Annotated in this window: 18 protein-coding genes; 6 read left to right on the forward strand and 12 right to left on the reverse strand. The window is 61.0% G+C overall.

What is annotated here, in order from left to right; genetic code table 11:
* Positions 1-70: 70 nt before the first annotated feature.
* Genes pqqB through NH234_RS27260 form a run of 5 tightly spaced genes read left to right on the forward strand, consistent with a single transcriptional unit; the run spans position 71 to position 4,946 of the window.
* Complete coding sequence (pqqB, locus tag NH234_RS27240; protein ID WP_085731696.1) at positions 71-982, forward strand: pyrroloquinoline quinone biosynthesis protein PqqB; 912 nt, start codon at positions 71-73, stop codon at positions 980-982.
* A gap of 21 nt (positions 983-1,003) precedes the next feature.
* Entirely contained in the window at positions 1,004-1,756 is a 753-nt protein-coding gene (pqqC, locus tag NH234_RS27245; protein WP_011336228.1) for a pyrroloquinoline-quinone synthase PqqC, read from the forward strand.
* On the forward strand, positions 1,753-2,028 hold the full coding sequence (pqqD, locus tag NH234_RS27250; protein WP_007959876.1) for a pyrroloquinoline quinone biosynthesis peptide chaperone PqqD: 276 nt from the start codon (positions 1,753-1,755) through the stop codon (positions 2,026-2,028). The genes pqqC and pqqD overlap by 4 nt, the downstream gene beginning before the upstream one ends.
* A complete protein-coding gene (gene pqqE, locus NH234_RS27255; RefSeq protein ID WP_367254917.1) occupies positions 2,000-3,172 on the forward strand; it encodes a pyrroloquinoline quinone biosynthesis protein PqqE in 1,173 nt (390 codons plus the stop codon). Before pqqD ends, pqqE begins: the two co-directional genes overlap by 29 nt.
* On the forward strand, positions 3,138-4,946 hold the full coding sequence (locus tag NH234_RS27260) for a prolyl oligopeptidase family serine peptidase (RefSeq protein ID WP_367254919.1): 1,809 nt from the start codon (positions 3,138-3,140) through the stop codon (positions 4,944-4,946). The genes pqqE and NH234_RS27260 overlap by 35 nt, the downstream gene beginning before the upstream one ends.
* Positions 4,947-4,949: 3 nt before the next feature.
* On the opposite strand, the gene NH234_RS27265 is transcribed toward NH234_RS27260, so the two are convergent.
* Together NH234_RS27265 and NH234_RS27270 are read right to left on the reverse strand one after the other, a co-directional pair.
* Positions 4,950-5,108: a YqaE/Pmp3 family membrane protein gene (locus tag NH234_RS27265; protein ID WP_065259115.1), complete on the reverse strand. Its 159-nt coding sequence runs from the start codon at positions 5,106-5,108 to the stop codon at positions 4,950-4,952.
* 205 nt (positions 5,109-5,313) lie between these two features.
* The gene (locus tag NH234_RS27270) at positions 5,314-6,597 is read right to left on the reverse strand and encodes an aspartate aminotransferase family protein (RefSeq protein ID WP_367254922.1); all 1,284 of its coding nucleotides are present in this window, start codon (positions 6,595-6,597) and stop codon (positions 5,314-5,316) included.
* A 169-nt stretch (positions 6,598-6,766) separates the two neighbouring features.
* On the opposite strand from NH234_RS27270, the gene NH234_RS27275 reads away from it, so the two are divergent.
* Entirely contained in the window at positions 6,767-7,696 is a 930-nt protein-coding gene (locus NH234_RS27275) for a LysR family transcriptional regulator (protein ID WP_085731691.1), read from the forward strand.
* 227 nt (positions 7,697-7,923) lie between these two features.
* Here the strand turns inward: NH234_RS27275 and NH234_RS27280 are convergent, their stop codons facing one another.
* The 10 genes from NH234_RS27280 to bioF form a co-directional block, all read right to left on the reverse strand.
* Positions 7,924-9,702 carry an acyl-CoA dehydrogenase C-terminal domain-containing protein gene (locus NH234_RS27280; protein ID WP_367254924.1) on the reverse strand — a complete coding sequence of 593 codons (1,779 nt, stop codon included), beginning with the start codon at positions 9,700-9,702 and terminating at the stop codon, positions 7,924-7,926.
* A 184-nt stretch (positions 9,703-9,886) separates the two neighbouring features.
* A complete protein-coding gene (locus tag NH234_RS27285) occupies positions 9,887-11,683 on the reverse strand; it encodes an acyl-CoA dehydrogenase C-terminal domain-containing protein (RefSeq protein WP_085731689.1) in 1,797 nt (598 codons plus the stop codon).
* Between the two features lie 90 nt (positions 11,684-11,773).
* Positions 11,774-13,063: a GGDEF domain-containing protein gene (locus tag NH234_RS27290; RefSeq protein ID WP_085731688.1), complete on the reverse strand. Its 1,290-nt coding sequence runs from the start codon at positions 13,061-13,063 to the stop codon at positions 11,774-11,776.
* A gap of 208 nt (positions 13,064-13,271) precedes the next feature.
* Complete coding sequence (locus tag NH234_RS27295; protein ID WP_367254926.1) at positions 13,272-15,386, reverse strand: cytochrome-c peroxidase; 2,115 nt, start codon at positions 15,384-15,386, stop codon at positions 13,272-13,274.
* A gap of 261 nt (positions 15,387-15,647) precedes the next feature.
* Positions 15,648-17,453: a phenylacyl-CoA dehydrogenase gene (locus tag NH234_RS27300; protein WP_085731686.1), complete on the reverse strand. Its 1,806-nt coding sequence runs from the start codon at positions 17,451-17,453 to the stop codon at positions 15,648-15,650.
* Positions 17,454-17,728: 275 nt separating this feature from the next.
* Positions 17,729-18,025, reverse strand: a complete 297-nt coding sequence (locus NH234_RS27305) for a pyrroloquinoline quinone biosynthesis protein PqqE (protein ID WP_085731685.1) — start codon at positions 18,023-18,025, stop codon at positions 17,729-17,731.
* A 106-nt stretch (positions 18,026-18,131) separates the two neighbouring features.
* The gene (bioD, locus tag NH234_RS27310; RefSeq protein ID WP_085731684.1) at positions 18,132-18,812 is read right to left on the reverse strand and encodes a dethiobiotin synthase; all 681 of its coding nucleotides are present in this window, start codon (positions 18,810-18,812) and stop codon (positions 18,132-18,134) included.
* Entirely contained in the window at positions 18,809-19,621 is an 813-nt protein-coding gene (gene bioC / locus NH234_RS27315) for a malonyl-ACP O-methyltransferase BioC (protein ID WP_085731683.1), read from the reverse strand. Before bioC ends, bioD begins: the two co-directional genes overlap by 4 nt.
* Positions 19,614-20,345: an alpha/beta fold hydrolase gene (locus NH234_RS27320; protein WP_367254929.1), complete on the reverse strand. Its 732-nt coding sequence runs from the start codon at positions 20,343-20,345 to the stop codon at positions 19,614-19,616. The genes bioC and NH234_RS27320 overlap by 8 nt, the downstream gene beginning before the upstream one ends.
* Positions 20,338-21,516: an 8-amino-7-oxononanoate synthase gene (bioF, locus tag NH234_RS27325; RefSeq protein ID WP_367254931.1), complete on the reverse strand. Its 1,179-nt coding sequence runs from the start codon at positions 21,514-21,516 to the stop codon at positions 20,338-20,340. Before bioF ends, NH234_RS27320 begins: the two co-directional genes overlap by 8 nt.
* Positions 21,517-21,550: the final 34 nt, after the last annotated feature.

Here is a 21,550-nt window from a genome sequence, read left to right on the forward strand (position 1 = left end):
AGAACACTGCAGTGCAACGCCTCGGCTCGCCGGGGCGTTTTATTTTCAGCGTTGAAATGATGGAGCGTTCATGTTCGTCCAGATTCTGGGTTCGGCCGCCGGTGGCGGTTTTCCGCAGTGGAACTGCAACTGCGTCAATTGCGCCGGTTTTCGCGACGGCAGCCTGAATGCCCAGGCCCGTACCCAATCGTCCATCGCGATTTCCGATGACGGCGTGAACTGGGTGCTGTGCAACGCCTCACCGGACATCCGCGCGCAGCTTCAGGGCTTCGCCCCGATGCAGCCGGGCCGTGCCCTGCGTGACACCGGCATCAGCGCGATCATCCTGATGGACAGCCAGATCGACCACACCACCGGCCTGCTCAGCCTGCGCGAAGGCTGCCCGCATCAGGTCTGGTGCACGGACATGGTCCATGAGGACCTGAGCACCGGTTTCCCGCTGTTCACCATGCTCAAGCACTGGAACGGCGGGCTGGACTGGAACCGCATCGAACTCGACCAGAGCTTCACCGTCGCCGCGTGCCCGAATCTGCGCTTCACCCCGCTGCCGTTGCGCAGCGCCGCGCCGCCCTACTCGCCGCACCGCTTCGACCCGCATCCGGGCGACAACATTGGCCTGATCGTCGAAGACCTCGGCACCGGCGGCAAATTGTTCTACGCGCCGGGCCTGGGCAAGGTCGATGCGCCGTTGCTGGAAATCATGGCCGGCAGCGACTGCGTGCTGGTGGACGGGACAATGTGGGACGACGATGAAATGCAGCGCCGTGGCGTTGGCACCCGCACCGGCCGTGAAATGGGCCACCTGGCCCAGAACGGCCCCGGCGGCATGCTCGAAGTGCTGGAGCAGCTTCCCGAGCAGCGCAAGGTGCTTATCCACATCAACAACACCAACCCGATTCTCGACGAAGACTCGCCGGAGCGCGCGGAACTGACGCGACGCAATGTTGAAGTGGCGTATGACGGCATGAGCCTCGTCCTGTAACGAATGGCCCGGAGAACCGCAATGACCGACACCCCGCTGTCCCCCGCCGAATTCGAAGCGGCCTTGCGCGCCAAGGGCGCCTATTACCACATCCATCACCCGTACCACGTGGCGATGTATGAAGGCCGGGCCACCCGCGAACAGATTCAGGGCTGGGTCGCCAACCGCTTCTATTATCAGGTGAACATCCCCCTGAAAGACGCAGCGATCCTCGCCAACTGCCCGGATCGCGAAATCCGCCGCGAGTGGATTCAGCGCCTGCTCGACCACGACGGCGCCCCCGGTGAAGACGGCGGCATCGAAGCCTGGTTGCGTCTCGGCCAAGCCGTCGGCCTCGATCCGGATCAATTGCGCTCCCAGGAACTGGTGCTGCCCGGCGTACGTTTCGCCGTCGACGCCTACGTCAACTTCGCCCGCCGCGCCAGTTGGCAGGAAGCCGCCAGCAGCTCGCTGACCGAGCTGTTCGCGCCGCAGATCCACCAGTCGCGTCTCGACAGTTGGCCGCAGCATTACCCATGGATCGACCCGGCCGGTTACGAGTACTTCCGCACTCGCCTCGGTCAGGCCCGGCGCGATGTCGAGCATGGTCTGGCGATCACGCTGGAGCACTACAAGACCCGCGAAGGTCAGGAACGCATGCTGGAAATTCTCCAGTTCAAACTGGACATCCTTTGGAGCATGCTCGATGCCATGAGCATGGCCTACGAACTGAACCGCCCGCCGTATCACAGCGTCACCGATCAACGGGTCTGGCATAAAGGAATCGCCTTATGAGTTTCGACCGCAGCAAGACCCCGACCTGGCGTCCCGGCTACCGTTTCCAGTACGAACCGGCTCAGAAAGGCCATGTGCTGCTGTATCCGGAAGGCATGATCAAGCTCAATGAAAGTGCCGCGCTGATCGGCGGCCTGATCGACGGGGAGCGGGATGTCGCGGCGATCATCGCCGAACTCGACAGACAGTTCCCCGGCGTACCCGAGCTCGGTGACGACATCGAGCAATTCATGGAGGTTGCCCGTGCGCAACACTGGATCGAACTTGCCTGAGTCATCGGTGCAAGTCCCGGCCAAACCGGAAATCGGTCTGCCGCTGTGGCTGCTCGCCGAGTTGACCTACCGTTGCCCGCTACAATGCCCGTATTGCTCCAATCCACTGGATTTCGCCGAGCAGGGTAAAGAGCTGAACACCGAGCAGTGGATCAAGGTGTTTCGCGAAGCGCGGGAGATGGGCGCGGCGCAACTGGGCTTTTCCGGGGGCGAACCACTGGTGCGCCAGGACCTCGCCGAGCTGATCCGTGAAGCGCGTCAGTTGGGTTTCTACACCAACCTGATCACCTCCGGCATCGGCCTGACCGAGCAGAAGATCAGCGACTTCAAGAAGGCCGGGCTCGACCACATCCAGATCAGTTTCCAGGCCAGCGACGAGCAAGTGAACAACCTGCTCGCCGGCTCGAAAAAGGCCTTCGCGCAGAAACTGGAAATGGCCCGCGCCGTGAAAGCCCACGGCTATCCGATGGTGCTGAACTTCGTCACCCATCGGCACAACATCGACAAGATCGACCGCATCATCGAGCTGTGCATCGCGCTGGAAGCAGACTTCGTCGAGCTCGCCACCTGCCAGTTCTACGGCTGGGCGCAGCTCAATCGTGTCGGTCTGTTGCCGACCAAGGAACAATTGGTCCGCGCTGAACGCATCACCAACGAATACCGTGCCAGGCTGGAAGCTGAAGGGCATCCGTGCAAGCTGATTTTCGTCACCCCGGACTACTACGAAGAGCGCCCGAAAGCCTGCATGAACGGCTGGGGCAGTCTGTTTCTGACGGTCACACCGGACGGCACCGCCCTGCCCTGTCATGGCGCCCGACAGCTGCCGGTACAATTTCCCAATGTGCGCGACCACAGCATGCAGCACATCTGGTACGACTCGTTCGGCTTCAACCGCTTTCGCGGCTATGACTGGATGCCCGAGCCGTGCCGCTCCTGCGACGAGAAAGAACAGGACTTCGGCGGCTGCCGCTGCCAGGCGTTCATGCTCACCGGCGATGCCAGCAATGCCGACCCTGTGTGCAGCAAGTCCGAACATCACGGCGTGATCCTCAAGGCTCGCGAAGAAGCCGAGCATGCCACCCAGACCATCGAACAACTGGCCTTTCGCAATGAACGAAACTCGCGCCTCATCGCCAAAGGCTGAGCCTTTCAGCGCCACTGCCGCCGTTGCAGCCGGTGTGGATTTCGCTGAGCTTCAGCTCGGCGCCCATGGGTTGTTCTGGAATGAATATCGCCCGACAGACGCCGCCTGCCGGATCTGGCAGTGGCGCGATGGCGCGGCGAAATGTCTGACACCCGCGGGTTTCAGCGTGCGCAGTCGGGTGTATGAATATGGCGGTGGGGCGTTTTGTCTGACGCCTGATGGAGTGGTTTTCGTCAACGAGGCGGACCAGCAGTTGTACCGACAGACGCTGGACGGCGAACCCGTGGCATTGACGTCCGGGGAATGCCGATATGGCGATCTGCACTTTGCCAACGGGCAGGTGCTGGCCGTTGAAGAGAACGGTGATTGCCATCGGCTGGTGGCCATCGATCTGGAGAATGGCGCCCGCCATAGGCTGGTTGAAGGTGCGGATTTTTACGCGGCGCCCATTATCAGCCCGGACGGCCAACGCCTTGCATGGATCGAGTGGAGCCGCCCGCATCAGCCGTGGACCTCCACCCGACTGATGCTCGCCGAACGCTCGGACAACGAATTTTCCGCGCCGCGTTGCGTGGCCGGTGAAGCACTTGAAGAGTCGATCCAGCAACCGCGTTTCGATGCCAACGGCCGACTGGGCTGTCTGACCGATCGTGGTGGTTATTGGCAACCGTGGGTCGAGTCGGCAGAAGGCTTGCAGCCGTTAGCCAGCTCCGAAGCCGATCACGCGCCAGCCCCATGGCAACTTGGCGGCTGCACCTGGCTGCCCACCGACGACAGCTTTATGGCGAGTTGGAGCGAAGGCGGTTTCGGGCGTCTGGTACTCAACGGTGAAGACTTCACCGGCGACTACAGCCGCTTCCGTCATCTGGCTGTCGATGATCAATTCATTTACTGCATTGCCGCCTCACCGATCAGCCCTTCAGCGGTGATCGCCATTGACCGCGATTCGCGCGAAGTGAACATCCTGGCCGGCGGTGTCGCGCCGCTGCCCGCCGAGCGCATCAGCCGCCCGCAAACCCTGCGTTATCCCAGTGGTTCGGGCGAGGCGCACGGCTTCTTTTACCCGGCCACCAATGGCGATGCCAAACCGCCTCTGGTGGTGTTCATCCACGGCGGCCCGACGTCGGCCTGCTACCCGATGCTGGATCCACGCATCCAGTACTGGACGCAACGCGGCTTCGCCGTCGCGGACCTCAATTACCGAGGCAGCAGCGGCTATGGCCGGGAGTATCGACAGGCGCTGCATCTGAGTTGGGGTGCGGTGGATGTCGAGGATGCCTGTGCGGTCGTCGCTTACCTGAATGATCGCGGCATGATCGACGGCGACCGTGCATTCATCCGTGGCGGCAGCGCCGGTGGTTACACGACGCTGTGCGCGTTGGCATTCCATCAAGTGTTCCGCGCCGGCGCCAGCCTGTATGGCGTCAGCGATCCGGTGGCTCTGGGCCGCGCAACACACAAGTTCGAAGGCGATTATCTGGACTGGCTGATAGGCGATCCCGAGCAAGACGCCGAACGCTACGCGGCCCGCACGCCGTTACTGCACGCCGGCAACATTCGCGTGCCGGTGATTTTCTTCCAGGGTGAACTGGACGCCGTCGTCGTGCCGCAACAGACCCGCGACATGGTTACGGCCCTGGAGCACAACGGCATTGAAGTCGAAGCGCATTACTACGTCGACGAACGCCACGGCTTCCGCCGGGCCGTCAATCAGGCCCATGCGCTGGAGCAGGAGTGGCGTTTCTATCGGCGAGTGATGGGCCTGACGGACTGAAACTCAGCGCTTGGCGATGATGTACACCGCGTGCACGATCCCCGGGATATAACCGCACAACGTCAGCAGAATGTTCAGCCAGAACGCGCCGCCGAACCCGACCTGCAGAAACACACCCAGCGGCGGCAAGATAATGGCGATGATGATGCGGATAAAGTCCATGGGGCAGCTCCTGATTGGGGGTTGGCTCACCTGAGCCATACAAGCTAATCGACCTTTGCCGTTTGTCAGGGTTCAGTGCAAACCGCGGTCTCGCCATCTGATGGCCATTACCGACCACAAAAAAACGCCCCACGCCAAAAGAATCAGGCGTGGGGCGTGCGTTATACCGCGAGACGGTTCTTGAATTCGGGTAGGAAACTTCAGCTCAGACGGCAATCCCTTTGCGGCATTGCAGTTGCGCGGTACGTACCCGGGAGAAGGCGCGGGTCAGGCGCAGGAGCATTTCGTCGATGTTGGCCTTGCTGACGTTGAGCGCCGGGGTGAAGCGCAGGCAGTCGGCTTGTGGGGCGTTGAGCAGTAAGCCTTCGTGAAGCGCGGCTTTTACCACGGCTTCGGCGGAGTCTTCCGACAGGGTCAATCCCCAGAACAGCCCTTGCCCACGCAACTCGCCATGTTCATAACGATGGGCCAGACGGGCGAGTCCTTCGCGCAAGTGCTGGCCGTTGTCCCGGATTTGTTCGAGGAATGCGCGGTCCTGCACGCTGTCGAGCACCACCAGACCGGCGGCGGTCATCAGTGCATTGCCGTGATGCGTACCGCCCAATTCACCAGGATCGAAACAGCACGCCTTTCCTCGCGCCAGCAGCGCTGCCAGCGGTACGCCACCGCCAAGGCCCTTGCCGAGTACGACGATATCGGCGCGCACGCCGTAGGATTGTTCGGCGAGCAAGGTGCCGCAGCGGCCGATGCCGGTCTGTACTTCGTCGAGGATCAGCAGTATTCCCAGTTCACGGCACAGGCGTTCGACACCCTTGAGGTAGTGCTCGGTGGCCGGAATCACACCGGCATCACTCTGGATCGGTTCGAGCATGATTGCCACGGTCTGCGCATCGACTGCGGCATGCAGCGCCGGCAGATCATTGAACGGCACCAGATCGAAGCCCGGCAACAGTGGCGCGAAGCGATTGTGCAGGTTGCAGCTGTCCGACGCCGAAATCGTCGCCAGACTACGTCCATGACAGCCTTGTCTGGCGACAATGATTCGTGAGGCGCCGCCGCGATGCAATTGACCCCATTTGCGCGCCAGTTTGATCGCGGCTTCACAGGCTTCGCTGCCACTGTTGAGCAGATACGCCTGATCGCTGGAAGTGCTGGCACACAAACGCTCGGCGAGGCTGAGCATGCCGCGGTTGTGCAGATTGAATCCGGGGTTGATCAGAGCCTGGGCCTGACCTGCAATGGCTTTGACCAGCGCCGAAGGGCTGTGGCCCAGGCTGTTGGCGCCGCCGGCCTGGGAAAAGTCCAGGTAGGCGCGGTCATTGCTGTCCCACAACCAGGAGCCCTGGCCGCGAACAAAAACCTGCTGCGGGCGCTCGACGCTGGGCATCAGGCGCTCCGCATTCAGGCCATCAGCGGCATCCGATTCATGGGTTTCAAAAGCCAAGTCATCGAGGCTGGGCGCCTGGCGCCGCAAGCTGAACAGATTCATTGAAAAAAACCTCGATTGAGGTTTTTTGAACTGCCTATGTAAACACTTTCGAAGCAAACGCTGGTCATTGCGCTTTCCGGCCCTGTAAGCCTTGTGAATGCGGTTAGACTAGGCTTCTTCAAGGCGCCGAGCCATTTCGATTTCTCAGCATTTTCGATAAGTGTTACTTATGGATTTCAAACAACTGCGCTATTTCGTCGCGGTCTACGAAGAAGGTCATGTCGGACGTGCCGCCGAGCGCCTGTCGATCTCTCAACCCGCGTTGTCCCAGCAGATCCGCCATCTGGAACAGAACCTCGACGTCATCCTGTTCGAGCGCAGCAGCAAACGGCTGCTGCCGACCCTCGCCGCCCATACGCTGTACAACCACGCGCTGCCATTGCTCGACGGCATGCAGCGCGCCCGCGAGGCGCTGGGCAACTTCAAGGGCCAGGCGCTGCGTACGCTGGCGATCGGTGTGCTGCAAACCGTGCACACCAGCCTGGTGCCGCAAATGCTCGAGCGGGTGCGCAAGGCCCAGCCGCATCTGGTGGTGCAGATTTATGAACTGACGGGACTGGAGATCGAACGCCGCCTGCTCAATGGTTCGCTGGACATCGGCATCAGCTATCTGCCGCCACGCCAGCCGGGGCTTCACGGCGTGATGCTGTACGAAGACGAGCTGACACTGGTCATCCCGGCGGATCATCCGTTGCGCGAATTCAAGAAAGTCTCGATGAGTCAGGCGGCCGAATTACCGATGTTGCTATTGGGCGAAGAGTTTCAAATCCGCCAGATCTGGCAGGCACAATTGGCCAATCTCGGACGACGCCCGCAAGTGCAGGCGGAACTGAACAACATGGTGGGGATTCTCGACAGTCTGCCGCACACGCGTCTGGCGACGGTGCTGCCCGGTCGTTCGCAAAAGGAGTACGACGATCAGGATCTGCTGTGGAAACCGTTGAGTGAGCCGCGTGTGCCGTTGAAGGTCGGACTGGTGTGTCGCGATGTGCAGCGCCAGCAGGCGCCATTGGCCTTGCTGCGAACGTTGCTGGAGGAGGTGATGCAACGTGAGGACAAACCGCTGAAAGGTGCGCCGCCGCTGGACACGCTGAGCTGAAAACTTTTCTTCGGGCATAAGAAAACCCCGCCGAAGCGGGGCTTTGCAGACTGTTTCCCTGACATCCATTTCACTCCGCCACCCTGGCAGAATCCTACGTGTCCGTGTTGTTGCTTTGCGCTTCCTGCGCGACGTCCATGGAAAGTAGATTAGCTCTGGATCCAATCTGCGCCTATGGGAGAACAGCAGCACGTCATGTAAGAGATCGCTTACATGACGTTACATCATCAAAACTGCGCAGCATCCAGCAGGAACAGCGACTCGCTGCCAGCTTTCACCGACGCGCTCAACGAGTGAATCCGCGGCAGCAGACGGGCGAAGTAGAACCGCGCGGTGCCGAGCTTGCTCGCGTAGAAATCGTCCTGCGCTTCTTTGCCCAGCGATGCCTTGGCCATCAGTGCCCACATGTAGGCGTAGGAAACGTAGCCAAACACCTGCAGATACTCGACCGATGCCGCACCGATTTCGTTCGGATTGGATTTCGCTCGGTCCAGCAGCCACGAGGTCAGCTCGTCGAGGGTGTCGACGGCGTCATTCAGCGGCTTGGTGAACTCGCCGAGATCGGCACTGGCGGTCGCAGTGAAATGGCGGATCTCGTCGGCGAACAGTTTGTAGAACGCGCCGCCGCTGCCGACGATCTTGCGACCCACCAGGTCCAACGCCTGGATGCCGTTGGTGCCTTCGTAGATCTGGGTGATGCGCACGTCACGCACCAGTTGCTCCTGCCCCCACTCGCGGATATAGCCGTGGCCACCGAAGATCTGCTGGCCGTGCACAGTGGTTTCCAGACCCAGATCGGTCAGGAACGCTTTGGCCACTGGCGTCAGCAAGGCAACCAGATCTTCCGCACGTTTGCGGGTCGCAGCGTCTTCGCTGAACTTGGCAGTGTCGAGCTGCATCGCCACGTAAGTGGAGAACGCACGGCCGCCTTCATTCGAGGCTTTCATGGTCAGCAGCATACGACGCACGTCCGGGTGGACGATGATCGGGTCGGCCACCTTGTCCTTGTTCTGCGCACCGGTCGGCGAACGGCTTTGCAGGCGGTCGCGGGCGTATTCGATGGCGTTCTGGTACGAGCGCTCGCCGGTGGCCAAGCCCTGAATACCGACGCCCAGACGCTCGTAGTTCATCATGGTGAACATCGCGGCCAGGCCCTTGTTCGGCTCGCCGACCAGGTAACCCACGGCTTCGTCGAAATTCATCACGCAGGTGGCCGAAGCCTGGATGCCCATCTTGTGTTCGATCGAACCGCAGTTCGCCGGATTGCGCGCACCCAGGCTGCCATCGGCATTGACCATGAACTTCGGCACCAGGAACAGCGAAATGCCCTTCGGCCCCGCCGGTGCGTCCGGCAGTTTGGCCAGCACCAGGTGGATGATGTTTTCGGTCAGGTCGTGCTCACCGCCGGTGATGAAGATCTTGGTGCCGCTGACCTTGTAGGAACCGTCGGCCTGAGGCTCGGCCTTGGTGCGAATAATGCCCAGGTCGGTACCGGCGTGCGGTTCGGTCAGGCACATGGAACCGGCCCAGACACCGGCGTACATGTTCGGCAGGTAAGCGGCTTTCAGTTCTTCGCTGGCGTGGGCGTTGATCGACAGGCAGGCGCCGGCGGTCAGCATCGGGTACAGACCGAAAGCCAGACTGGCGGAGTTGACCATCTCTTCAACCTGAGCCGAGACTGCTTTGGGCATGCCCATGCCGCCGTAAGCCGGATCACCACCAACACCGACCCAGCCGCCTTCGGCATAAGTCTGATAGGCCTGTGGGAAACCGGCCGGCGTGGTGACGGCACCGTCGGCCCAGTGGCAGCCTTCTTCGTCGGCCGCGCGACTCAGAGGCGCGATGCTTTTGCTGGTGACCTTGCCGGCCTCTTCGAGAATGGCTTCAACGGTTTCCGCGTCCACAGTCTCGGCCAGGGCCGGCAGTTCGGCCCAGAGTTTGGCGACTTCGAACACTTCATTGAGGACGAAGCGCATATCGCGCAGCGGCGCTTTGTAGTCAGCCATGGCAAACCTCGCAAAGATCTAAACAGGTGATTCGTGGAAGAGTGATTTCGTTGAACCGGAGTGTAACCCAACAACTTTTGCGACACATAGGGTCAGGCCATGACTGTTTTGTTATTTTTAGTCACCAGCTTGTACCCAAAAAGAAGCCCGCGATCAGCGGGCTCTTCTGTCTATCAGTGGCGTGCTACAGCGCGAACAACTGCGCCGGCAGTTTCATCAGGCAATCGCTGCCCGCCTCGATGGCCGAACGATGCGCCGCGGTGCGTGGCAGCAAACGCTTGAAGTAAAACTCGCACGTCGCCAGTTTCCCCTGGCAGAAGTCGCCGTCCCCCTCGCCCGACTCCAGCTGCGCCTGGGCAACCAGCGCCATGCGCAGCCACAGGTAGCCCAGAACGATGTAACCGCTGTACATCAGGTAATCCACCGACGCGGCGCCGACTTCATCCGGATTTTTCATCGCGGCCATCCCGACCTTCATGGTCAACTCGCCCCACTGCTGATTGAGAGCATCGAGCTGAGCGACAAAACCGCCCAGTTGCGCATGCCCGGCATTGGCGCCGCAGAATTTGTGGACGATTTTGGTGAAGTTGCGCAGCAACTTGCCCTGACTGCCCAGCACTTTGCGCCCGAGCAGATCCAGCGCCTGAATGCCATTGGTGCCTTCGTAGATCGGCGCGATCCGGCAATCACGAACAAGTTGTTCCATGCCCCACTCGCGGATAAATCCGTGGCCGCCGAACACCTGCATGCCGTGGTTGGTCACCTCCAGACCGGTGTCTGTCATGAACGCCTTGCAGATCGGGGTCAGGAACGCCAACAGGTCTTCCGCCTCCTGACGCGCCTCGGCGTCCGGGCTCAGATGCGCGACATCGAGCATCTGCGCAGTGAAATACGTCAGCGCGCGGTTGCCTTCGTTGAAAGCTTTCATCGTCAGCAGCATGCGCCGCACGTCCGGGTGGACGATGATCGGGTCGGCCGGTTTGTCCGGAGCTTTGGCGCCGGTCAGAGCGCGCATCTGCAAGCGGTCGTTGGCGTATTTGATCGCCCCCTGGAAACTCGCCTCGCCCAGACACAAGCCCTGCATCCCGGTTCCGAGCCGCGCGTGGTTCATCATGGTGAACATGCAGTTAAGGCCTTTATTTGGCTCGCCGATCAGGAAGCCTTTGGCGGCATCGAAGTTCAGCACGCAGGTGGCCGAGGCCTTGATGCCCATCTTGTGTTCGATTGAGCCGCAGGAAACGCTGTTGCGCTCACCCGCCTCGCCGGCGGCGTCCGGCAGGAATTTCGGCACGATGAACAGCGAAATCCCCTTGGTGCCCGCCGGTGCGTCCGGCAATTTGGCCAACACCAGATGAATGATGTTGCCGCTCATGTCGTGCTCGCCGGCCGAGATGAAAATCTTGCTGCCGGTCACTGCGTAACTGCCGTCGGCCTGAGGCACCGCGCGGGTCTTGATGATGCCCAGATCGGTGCCGCAATGGGCTTCGGTCAGGCACATGGTGCCGGTCCACTGGCCGGCAGTGAGTTTGCGCAGATAGGTGTTTTTCTGTTCTTCGGTGCCGTGGGCGTGGATCGCCGACATGGCACCGTGAGTCAGGCCCGGGTACATGCCCCAGGAGGTGTTGCTGGAGGCAACCATTTCGCTGATCACCAGCCCCAGTGAACTCGGCAGGCCTTGGCCGCCATAAGCCGGATCTGCCGCCAGACCGTGCCAGCCACCTTCCACGTATTGTGCGAAAGCTTGCTTGAAGCCTGTAGGCGTTGTCACCACGCCGTTGTCGAAATGGCAGCCCTCTTCGTCACCACTGCGATTGAGCGGTGCCAGAACGTTCTCACAGAACTTCGCGCCTTCGTCGAGGATCGCGTTGACCATGTCCGGGCTGGCGTCGTGGGCGCCGAGGGCCGCGTACTGAGTGTGGAAGTCAAAAACGTGGTCTATCAGAAAACGCATGTCACGCAGGGGGGCTTTGTACTCGGGCATGGTGGCTTCTCCTTCAGCAGATTTCTCCAACCTACTGCCGGCCACCCTGCCCGACAATCACTGTCCAGACGCTGAATGCGCCGTCATTACTCAACCTGCGGCGCTGTCCATGCGCACCGCGCCACGGCGGTTCTGACCGAACGCCATCACACAGTTTCGCCCCGCGCCTTTGGCGGCGTAGAGCGCCTGGTCGGCGGACTTGAGCACGTCTTCCGGGGTGCGCTGCTCGACCCTTTCCGCGACACCGATACTGACCGTGACCGATACGCTGGACGCACCGGAGCCGCCTCGTCGCTGACGCCCCTGTTGATCATCCTGTGGGCGGCTTTCCTGATTACGCAACTGGATGTTGTAGGACGCAATCGACTCGCGGATGACCTCAAGGTGCGGCATGCACTCTTCGAGAGTCTTGCCCGCAAACACCAGGGCGAATTCCTCACCACCATAGCGATACGCCCTACCGCCACCGCTAATTTTGGACAGTTTGCTGGCGACCAGTCGCAGGACCTGGTCACCCACGTCGTGGCCGTGGGTGTCGTTGAATTTCTTGAAGTGATCGACGTCACTCATCGCCAGCACATAGTTGCGCCCCAGGCGCTGCATGCGCTCGTTGAGTGCGCGGCGCCCGGGCAGGCCGGTGAGCTCGTCGCGGAAGGCCATTTGATAAGCCTCGTGCGCCACCGCCGCGGCAATCATCAACATCACCTGGCTGCACATGATGTTCAGGGTGAACGGCAGGATGAAGGTTTTCGGCAACATCCAGAACACCCCGAGCAACCCCACCAGTTGCGCCGCATGCAGCGGGCGCGGGTTGCGCCAGTATTGCCAGGCCAGCAACAGGAACGCCGAGAGGAACACCGGATAGGACATCTGGATCAGGCTCATCCACGCGCCGTGCAGGGCGGGCCAGCGGATCTCCGAAAGCCACATCAGCAGGGCCTGGGGATAACTTTGCTCAAGTCCCAACGCCACGCTGCCAAAAGCCAGCAGCACGGCAAACCGCGCCACCATGTCCTGAAACAGGTGCGTGCGCTCTTGCCACGCGGCGAACAGTCCGAACAACAAGGGCAACAGCAGACAGACCAGGTGGAACACTACGGCCGCGTCTTCGCGAACCTTGCCGTTGTCGCGGTAATAGTCGGTCTGGGTGTCGAGCAGGAAGTAGGCGATGTACACCGTGACCATCAGAAACAGTTCGCGCTGGCGTCGGTAAACCGCGCAATACGACCCGCCCAGCAACAGCACCAGGGTTGGCAACACGTTGAACAGCGAGGTGAAGAACACGTTGAGGTCTTTGACGTACGCAGCCGCCAACCCCGCAAGCAACAACAGCAGTGAAGGTATGAAATGACTGAAACGTACAGCGGAAGAACGCGGCAAGGGTAAAGCTCCGACCGTCTTGGCAAAGAGATGGCATTGTGCCTGCAATGTGGCCAGTTAAGCACACACAATGTGATCCAGATCACAGGCTGTCTCTTTAACGGCCGAATCCCTCGGTTTCTGAGCCTTCAATCAAGGTTTTTTCCTTGGCAAGCATGAAACTTTCGTCATGGCCATCATTCGTGATGGCCATGACGATCATTTCCCCTCAAAGATCGTTGTAGAACGGCTGCAACGGCCCCTCCGCCGCCGGCCGGCCTTCAGCGCCGTAAGGCTTGAGATTGAGCGATGCGTCCGTCGCCTGGCGGGTCGTGACTTTCGGACTGGCCGGGCGCTGGGTCACGGCATTTTCATCGCCGATATGGCCCTGCGGGATCACCAGCGACGGATGATCGAACGGTGCTCGCTCCCAGGCCACGCGCGGATCGGTCAAGCCGACTTCCATGAATTTCACCAGCGCGTCGATTTCATCGGGCGTCAGGTTCAGCGCCGTCATGTCCGGATCGAGGTTGGAAGTGTTGTGCTGGTTCACCGCCGGATGCTCGAAACCGCTGGTGTTGTTGGCGTCTTCCCCGCGCCGGTCCCCGCCACGGTTGTAGAACTCCATCACCTGTTTGAGCGTCGAGCGGCTGCCGTTATGGAAGTACGGCCCGGTCAGGGCGATGTTGCGCAGGGTCGGCGTCTTGAACGCGCCGTCGACCGAATCGCGGAAACCGACATTCGGTTTGAGCGTGGCATCGCATGGAATGGCCGCGCTCAATGGCGCCTCGAACGTGCAGACATCGACGTCCAGCGGATCGACCGATTTTCCGCCCTGCAATACGGTATTGTACTGTCGGGTGAACGACCAAGGATTGCCCCACGCATCAGCGCCGCCGAGGGCCAGATCTTCCGAGGTCGGGCGCACGCCGGTGTTGTAGAAACCGTTGTCGTACAGAGTGGTCAGGTTATCGGCCATCACCATCCGTTCGATGCGTTCACGCGGATGCATCAGCAGGCGGCTGGCAGCGTTGGTCAGCTCCGGCCCGCCGTGGCAATTGACGCATTTGCCCTTGCCGAGAAACAGCTTCATGCCTTCGACCTGTTGCGCGTTCATCGCGGTGTGATCGCCCTGCAGGTAAGCATCAATCGGCGCCTGATCGGAGATCAGCGTGGCTTCGTACATCTGAATCGCCAGGCCGAAGAACAGCGGGAAGTTAGCCTCCATCTGGGTGTACGGCGCACCGCCCACCAGAACGTTTTGCGTGGCGTTCCACAGCCGGGGCTGGAAGGCATTCTTGATCAGTTCGCGATAAGTCGGGCGACGTGCGCCGGACACCGGGCCCAGAACCGAATCGGTGGAAGAAATCCGCTGCTGCTTGAGCATCAGCGTGTCGAGCATCCGGCGACCGATGTCGGCAAAGGTACGGCCGCCGCAGGACATTTCCACCGGGCTACCGGGCGGGCCGACGGCTTGCGAGGCGGCTGACGCATCGTTAAGCGCCAGCCTCACTTTGGTGGCAACCGTGCTGCGTTCGCTGGTCACGTAGATCCCGGCATCCGGATCGCGATTGCCGAACGGCGAGAAGCCGTTGAACACGTTGTTGGCCCGGCCGTCCCAGAAATTTCGCACGTTGAACGCGGCGTTGATCACTGACGGCGCATTGCGTCCGGTGCTGCGGCGAACGTTGATGCCACCGACCTGGAAAATACCATCCGGCTGCTGAGTGCATTTGTCAAAACGTGCCTGATTGGGCTTGACGAAGTTGGCGTCAAACACGCCTTGCGAGCCGACCACGTCGTCTGTCGAGTAAACGATGGGCGAGTTGCGCTCCAGGGGATTGCTCAACACGTGGGTCGGGAAGTCGGTTTTCTTCAGTGTGTAATTCGGACCGCCCTTCCCGCCGGACAATGTCGCGTAGGACGCCACGTCACCGGGAATGTCGGAGGCCACAAACGGCTTGTTGAAAATCGACGCGACGTTGGCGTTGGTGTTGGCCTGGCCGGGGTTGAGCTGGTTGGTGATGCGGTGATCGACGCCGGCATGGTAGTGGCAGGAGGCGCATGCAGTCGCGCCGTCGCTGCCGATCTCCATGTCCCAGAACAACGCCTTGCCCAACAGGATGGCGGCAGAGCGGTTGAGCACGTAGTCGGTCATCAGATCGACCTTGCGTCCGCCTTCGGTCCCGGACGGATCGGGAGGCACCATCCCCCGCAACGACTGCAGCGACGGCACCTCCGGCACGGGAGGATCGACTTCGACTGGGTCGGCGGCCCATGCGCTGTGGACTGACAGCGCGGCGGGTAACCAGAAGGTCAAACGAGCGAGTCGACTGATTTTCATAGGCTTCACCCTGACTGTTGTAGTTAAGTGCCGGGCGTCTTGCTTCTTTGAGCAGGCAGTTCTGGTTAGCACCGGTAATTCGGGCAGTGCAATTAATTGGCCATTCTTCTGGAAACATTTTGAATCAATAAGCGTAAGGGTTCGGCTGAGCAGCGCCCTCATCAATGCTGGGGAATCAGCCCCGGGATTGGGGAAATCCGGGTACAAAAAAAACCGCTGCCCCCGAAGGGGCAGCGGTTTTTTGAAGGACTGCGTTAAGGTTTAGTAGCCCAGTGCGAAGTCTTCTTCTTTCATGTCCATCAGGTTGTTGGCGCCCGACAACATGGTGGCTACGTGCGTACGGGTACGCGGCAGGATGCGCTGGAAGTAGAAGCGCGCGGTTTGCAGCTTGGCGGTGTAGAACGCCTCGTCGGTGGTGCCGGCAGCCAGTTTTTCAGCAGCCAGACGCGCCATGTCAGCCCAGAAGTAGGCCAGGCAGGCGTAACCGGAGTACATCAGGTAGTCCACAGAGGCCGCGCCGACTTCTTCGCGATCTTTCATGGCGGCCATACCGACCTTCATGGTCAGCTCGCCCCACTCTTTGTTCAGTGCAGCCAACGGTGCGACGAATTCTTTGACGGCTTCGTTGCCTTCGTTGTTCTGACAGAACTTGTGGACGATCTTGGTGAAGCCCTTCAAAGCCTCGCCCTGAGTCATCAGCACTTTACGGCCCAGCAGGTCGAGTGCCTGGATGCCGGTGGTGCCTTCGTACAGCATCGAGATGCGGCTGTCGCGAACGTTCTGCTCCATGCCCCACTCGGCGATGAAGCCGTGGCCGCCGTAGATCTGTACGCCGTGGTTGGCGGATTCGAAACCGACTTCGGTCATGAACGCTTTGGCGATCGGAGTCATGAAGGCCAGCAGTGCGTCGGCTTTCTTCTTCTCTTCTTCGTCCACGCCGTACTTGACGATGTCGACCTGTTTGGCGGTGAAGTACACCATCGCACGGTTGCCTTCGGCGAATGCCTTCATGGTCAACAGCATGCGACGTACGTCTGGGTGAACGATGATCGGGTCAGCCGCTTTGTCCGGCGCTTTCGGGCCAGTCAGGGAACGCATTTGCAGGCGATCGCGAGCGTACTTCAGGCCACCCTGGAAGCCGATTTCGGCGTGAGCCAGACCCTGCAGCGCGGTCCCCAGACGTGCGGTGTTCATGAAGGTGAACATGCAGTTCAGGCCTTTGTTCGCCGGGCCGATCAGGAAACCGGTCGCGCCGTCGAAGTTCATCACGCAAGTCGCGTTGCCGTGGATGCCCATCTTGTGTTCGATCGAACCACAGTTCACGGCGTTGCGTGCACCGACGGTGCCGTCGGCGTTCGGCAGGAACTTGGGAACGATGAACAGGGAAATGCCTTTGGTACCGGCCGGTGCATCCGGCAGGCGGGCCAGCACGATGTGGACGATGTTGTCGGCCATGTCGTGTTCACCGGCCGAGATGAAGATCTTGGTACCGGAGACTTTGTAGGAACCGTCGGCCTGAGGTTCGGCCTTGGTGCGCAGCATGCCCAGGTCGGTGCCGCAGTGCGGTTCGGTCAGGCACATGGTGCCGGTCCATTCGCCGGAGACCAGTTTGGTCAGATAGGCTTCTTGCTGCTCTGGAGTGCCGTGCTCGGAGATGGTGTTCATCGCGCCGTGCGACAGGCCCGGGTACATGCCCCACGACCAGTTCGCTTCGCCGACCATTTCGCTGACAGCCAGACCCAACGACTCAGGCAGACCCTGACCGCCGTGCTCGACGTCATGCGCCAGGCTTGGCCAGCCGCCTTCCACGAATTGCTTGTAGGCCTCTTTGAAACCGGTCGGGGTTTTCACCCCGGACTCGCTCCAGGTGCAGCCCTCGGTGTCACCCACGCGGTTCAGCGGTGCCAGCACCTGCTCACAAAACTTGGCGCCCTCTTCGAGAATGGCGTCAACCATGTCCGGCGTTGCCTCTGCGCACGCTGGAAGGCTCTGATAGTGCGCTTCGTAGCCGAGCAGTTCGTCACGAACGAAGCGAATATCACGCAAGGGGGCCTTGTAGTCAGGCATAGCGATAAACCTCTGCTGATGTAACCGGGAATGAACGACCGCATTGATTTGTTGTGACGGTCAAACAGTTGTTTGAAACATACGTTTACGCCGAAATCTTGTCAAGCGTCGATCTTTTGCCATTCGTCATCACATTTTTCGAACACCGGACACAGCAACGCGACATGCGCCCGAACGAGCCATGTGCAATGAAAAAAGATTAGTTGAGGGAGAAGGACTTACAACGAAAAACGCCGCGAACAGTCGCGGCGTCTGGCAAAGCGGGTATCAGAAAATCAGGCGAACGTATCGATGATCGTACCGAGCATTTCATCGGATGCCTTGGCGACTTTCGTGCCCAGTTCCACTTGAAACTTGCCCTGGGCCATCTCGGCCATGGCGCTGCCCGGATCCATTTGCTGGCTGCGATCCACGCCGCGCAGGCGATCGATCTGGGCTTCGGAGGACTGGCTGGTGACCGAACGCTCAATGGTGTTGTTGGCGATCTGGCTGGCAGCCTGATCGACGCGGTTCTGCCCGGTCTGAATGCTGCTCAGACCTGCATAAAAAGCTGTGTTTCCGGAGATTTCCATGGGAGCTCTCATCCTTGGGAAGGATCAATGGGTGCCATTGAACCAGAGGCGTCAGAAAAACACCCGTCAAAAACACTAATGGCACAGTGCCTTGTCATAGCCAAAATCAGTCGAGCAGATCCAGTTGCAAGTGATCGGCGACCGCCTCGGCGCTGACCGCCTTGAGTTTCGGCACCCGCCCGAGGCACGGCGCCGGAATGCGCTCGGCAAGCGTCGCCAGGTTTTCTTCCAGTCGCGAGGTCTTCGGATCGATGATGTTCGCCACCCATCCCGCCAGTTGCAACCCGTCCCGGGCAATCGCCTCGGCCGTCAGCAATGCATGGCTGATGCAACCCAGACGCACGCCCACCACCAGAATCACCGGCAACTGCAACGCAATCGCCAGGTCCGACAGATTGTCCTGATCTGCCAACGGCACCCGCCACCCGCCCGCGCCTTCAATCAGTGTGAAGTCGGCGTTCATCGCCAGAATTTCGCGCATCGGCGCCAGTAGCGACTGCACAGTCAGCGCCACGCCAGCCTCACGGGCCGCCAGATGCGGCGCGATCGCCGGCTCAAACGCCACCGGATTGACCTGTTGATAAGTCAGCGGCAAAGAGCACTCGGCCTGCAACGCCAGCGCATCCGAATTGCGCAGACCTCTGGGCGTCACGATGCAACCGGACGCCACAGGCTTGCCCGCCGCCGTACTCAACCCGGCGGATCTGGCGGCATGCAGCAACCCAGCGGCGACAGTCGTCTTGCCGACGTCAGTGTCGGTTCCGGTGATGAAATAGGCTGCGCTCATAAGGGTTTCTCCAACACGGCGTAGACCACCTGATAAGTCGCCGGCAAGCCCTGCAGCTGACGAAACTGCTCGTAAGCCTCGACCAGCCCCAGAATCCGCGCCCGCCCGGTCAATCCGCCCGGTCGACCGGGGTTCAGGTTATGCGCGCCCAGCGCCTTGAGTTCGTGTGTCAGGCTGCGCACATCCGGGTAATGCAGCACATGTGGCCGGTTCTCCAGACTGACCGTGCGCAGACCACTGGCCGCGCACAATTGCTCGTACCGGGCGAACTCGCGAAAGCGGTTGACGTGCACCAGGCCATCGACCTGACGCCAGCTGTCGCGCAATTCGTACAGCGTCCCTACACAAAGACTAGCAAACGCGAAAATCCCCCCCGGTTTCAGCACCCGGAAGGCTTCGGCGAGCACCGATTCAAAGTCCGCACACCACTGCACGGCGAGGCTGGAAAAGATCAGATCGCAGGTCGAATCCTGCAACGGCAAGCGTTCAGCATCGCCGGCGATGAAGTGCGTGGCCCCGCCCAACGGCCGGGCGTGATTGAGCATGCCTTCGGCAATGTCCAGCGCCAGCCCTTCGTTTCCCGCAAAACGTTCGGCCAGCACCCGGGTGAAATAACCAGTGCCACAGCCAAGATCCAGCCAGCGTGCCGACCGAAAATCCGCCGGCAAACGATTCAACAGCTGCGTACCGACATCACGCTGCAACTCTGCGACGCTGTCGTAGCTGGGCGCTGCGCGAGAAAAAGAAGCCGCGACCTGGCGCTTGTCAGGCAAGCCACCGGGCAGCGCCGCAAGAGACAAATCAGTCATCACCACACTCACTTAAAAACGCCTGGATCGCCCCCGCCACACCGTGGGGATCTTCCAGAAGAAACGCATGGCTGGCCTGCTCGATCAGCCCGACCTCGACATCCGCCAGCAACGCGAACAACTCGCCCGCAGCTTCCGCCGGCACCAGCCCGTCCAGCCCGCCAAACAAATGCAATTGCGGGCCTCGAAACACCTGCAAGGCATTGCGCGTATCGATCTGCGCCAACAACTCCAGACCCGCCATCAAGGCGATCGGTGAAATGTTCGGCGCACCGCCCAGCAACAGTCGCGACAAGCCGCGAGAGTCTTGCGCACCCTGAGCGCACAGCAACGAAAAACGCTTGAGGGTCTGGCGCGGATCAGCACTGCAACCGGCCAGAAACGCATCGAAGGTTTCCCCCGGCATCGCGCTCGGCCACTGGTCATGGGCCACAAAAGAAGGATTGCTCGCCAATGTCAGCAAGCCGCAGCAATGTTCACCACGCCGCGCCGCCAGCTCAGAAGCCAGCGTGCCGCCCAGCGACCAGCCCCCCAGCCAGACGTCCTGAGGAATGCGTTCGTCGAGTTCTTCGAGCCAGTCTTGAAGATCGCTGGATTCCAGCTCCGGCAGCGGTTCGACTTCCACCGTCAGGTGTTCATCGAGCCCACGCAGCGCTGCCGCCAACGGCTCCAGCGGGGAAACCCCGAGGCCCCAGCCGGGGAGCAGAATCAGTCGATCACGCATGGCTTGGCTCCGACTTCAGTTGGGCAAAGCAATCGGCCAGTCCTTCTAACAATAGTTGCACCTGCGCCTCGCTGTGGGCGGCGGTCAGGGTGACCCGCAGCCGCGCACTGCCGGCAGGCACGGTCGGCGGACGGATCGCGGTGACCATCAGCCCACGCTCGCGCAGCATCTGTGACAAACGCACGGCGCGACCGGCATCGCCAATCATGATCGGCTGGATCGGCGTGAAGCTGTCCATCAACTCCAGACCGATCTGTTCGGCGCCGTGGCGGAACTGGCGGATCAGCGTTCGCAAATGCTCGCGACGCCAGTGCTCGCTGCGCAGCAGCTCCAGGCTTTTCAATGTTGCGCAGGCCAGCGCCGGCGGCTGGCTGGTGGTGTAGATGTACGGGCGGGCAAACTGGATCAGGCTTTCGATCAACTCTTCACTGCCGGCGACAAACGCGCCCGCCGTGCCGAACGCTTTGCCGAGTGTGCCGACCAGCACCGGCACGTCATCCTGGCTCAAACCGAAATGCTCGACGATCCCGCCACCGTTCGCGCCCAGAGGACCGAAACCGTGGGCGTCATCGACCATCAACCAAGCGCCTTTGGCCTTGGCTTCCCGGACCAGCGCCGGCAGGTCGGCGAGATCACCGTCCATGCTGAACACGCCGTCGGTGACCACCAGCGTATTGCCGGTGGCTTTCTCCAGACGTTTGGCGAGGCTTTCGGCGTCGTTGTGCAGATAACGATTGAAGCGCGCGCCGGACAACAATCCGGCGTCCAGCAACGACGCATGATTGAGCCGGTCTTCCAGCACCGTATCGCCCTGCCCGACCAACGCCGTGACCGCGCCGAGGTTGGCCATGTAGCCGGTGGTGAACAACAGCGCACGCGGCCGTCCGGTGAGGTCGGCGAGAGCTTCTTCCAAAGCGTGATGCGGGCCACTATGGCCGATCACCAGATGCGAGGCTCCACCGCCGACGCCCCACTTAGAAGCACCGGCGCGCCAGGCTTCGATCACTTGCGGGTGATTGGCCAGGCCCAGGTAATCGTTGTTGCAGAATGCCAGCAACGGCTGACCGTCGACCACCACTTGCGGCCCCTGGGGGCTTTCAAGCAGCGGTCGCTGGCGATAGAGATTTTCGGCACGACGGGCAGCAAGGCGTGCGGCGAGATCGAAAGACATGCAAGCCTCACGGGTAGCAAGTGAATCAGCAGGC

It is taken from the genome of Pseudomonas sp. stari2, assembly GCF_040760005.1.
Lineage (GTDB): Bacteria > Pseudomonadota > Gammaproteobacteria > Pseudomonadales > Pseudomonadaceae > Aquipseudomonas.

Bases quoted from the DNA above. Each gene is read 5' to 3' on its own strand.
- pqqB (WP_085731696.1), top strand. From the start codon at position 71: ATGTTCGTCCAGATTCTGGGTTCGGCCGCCGGTGGCGGTTTTCCGCAG.
- pqqC (WP_011336228.1), top strand. From the start codon at position 1,004: ATGACCGACACCCCGCTGTCCCCCGCCGAATTCGAAGCGGCCTTGCGC.
- pqqD (WP_007959876.1), top strand. From the start codon at position 1,753: ATGAGTTTCGACCGCAGCAAGACCCCGACCTGGCGTCCCGGCTACCGT.
- NH234_RS27260 (WP_367254919.1), top strand. From the start codon at position 3,138: ATGAACGAAACTCGCGCCTCATCGCCAAAGGCTGAGCCTTTCAGCGCC.
- NH234_RS27265 (WP_065259115.1), bottom strand. From the start codon at position 5,108: ATGGACTTTATCCGCATCATCATCGCCATTATCTTGCCGCCGCTGGGT.
- NH234_RS27270 (WP_367254922.1), bottom strand. From the start codon at position 6,597: ATGAATCTGTTCAGCTTGCGGCGCCAGGCGCCCAGCCTCGATGACTTG.
- NH234_RS27275 (WP_085731691.1), top strand. From the start codon at position 6,767: ATGGATTTCAAACAACTGCGCTATTTCGTCGCGGTCTACGAAGAAGGT.
- NH234_RS27280 (WP_367254924.1), bottom strand. From the start codon at position 9,702: ATGGCTGACTACAAAGCGCCGCTGCGCGATATGCGCTTCGTCCTCAAT.
- NH234_RS27285 (WP_085731689.1), bottom strand. From the start codon at position 11,683: ATGCCCGAGTACAAAGCCCCCCTGCGTGACATGCGTTTTCTGATAGAC.
- NH234_RS27295 (WP_367254926.1), bottom strand. From the start codon at position 15,386: ATGAAAATCAGTCGACTCGCTCGTTTGACCTTCTGGTTACCCGCCGCG.
- NH234_RS27300 (WP_085731686.1), bottom strand. From the start codon at position 17,453: ATGCCTGACTACAAGGCCCCCTTGCGTGATATTCGCTTCGTTCGTGAC.
- NH234_RS27305 (WP_085731685.1), bottom strand. From the start codon at position 18,025: ATGGAAATCTCCGGAAACACAGCTTTTTATGCAGGTCTGAGCAGCATT.
- bioD (WP_085731684.1), bottom strand. From the start codon at position 18,812: ATGAGCGCAGCCTATTTCATCACCGGAACCGACACTGACGTCGGCAAG.
- bioC (WP_085731683.1), bottom strand. From the start codon at position 19,621: ATGACTGATTTGTCTCTTGCGGCGCTGCCCGGTGGCTTGCCTGACAAG.
- NH234_RS27320 (WP_367254929.1), bottom strand. From the start codon at position 20,345: ATGCGTGATCGACTGATTCTGCTCCCCGGCTGGGGCCTCGGGGTTTCC.
- bioF (WP_367254931.1), bottom strand. From the start codon at position 21,516: ATGTCTTTCGATCTCGCCGCACGCCTTGCTGCCCGTCGTGCCGAAAAT.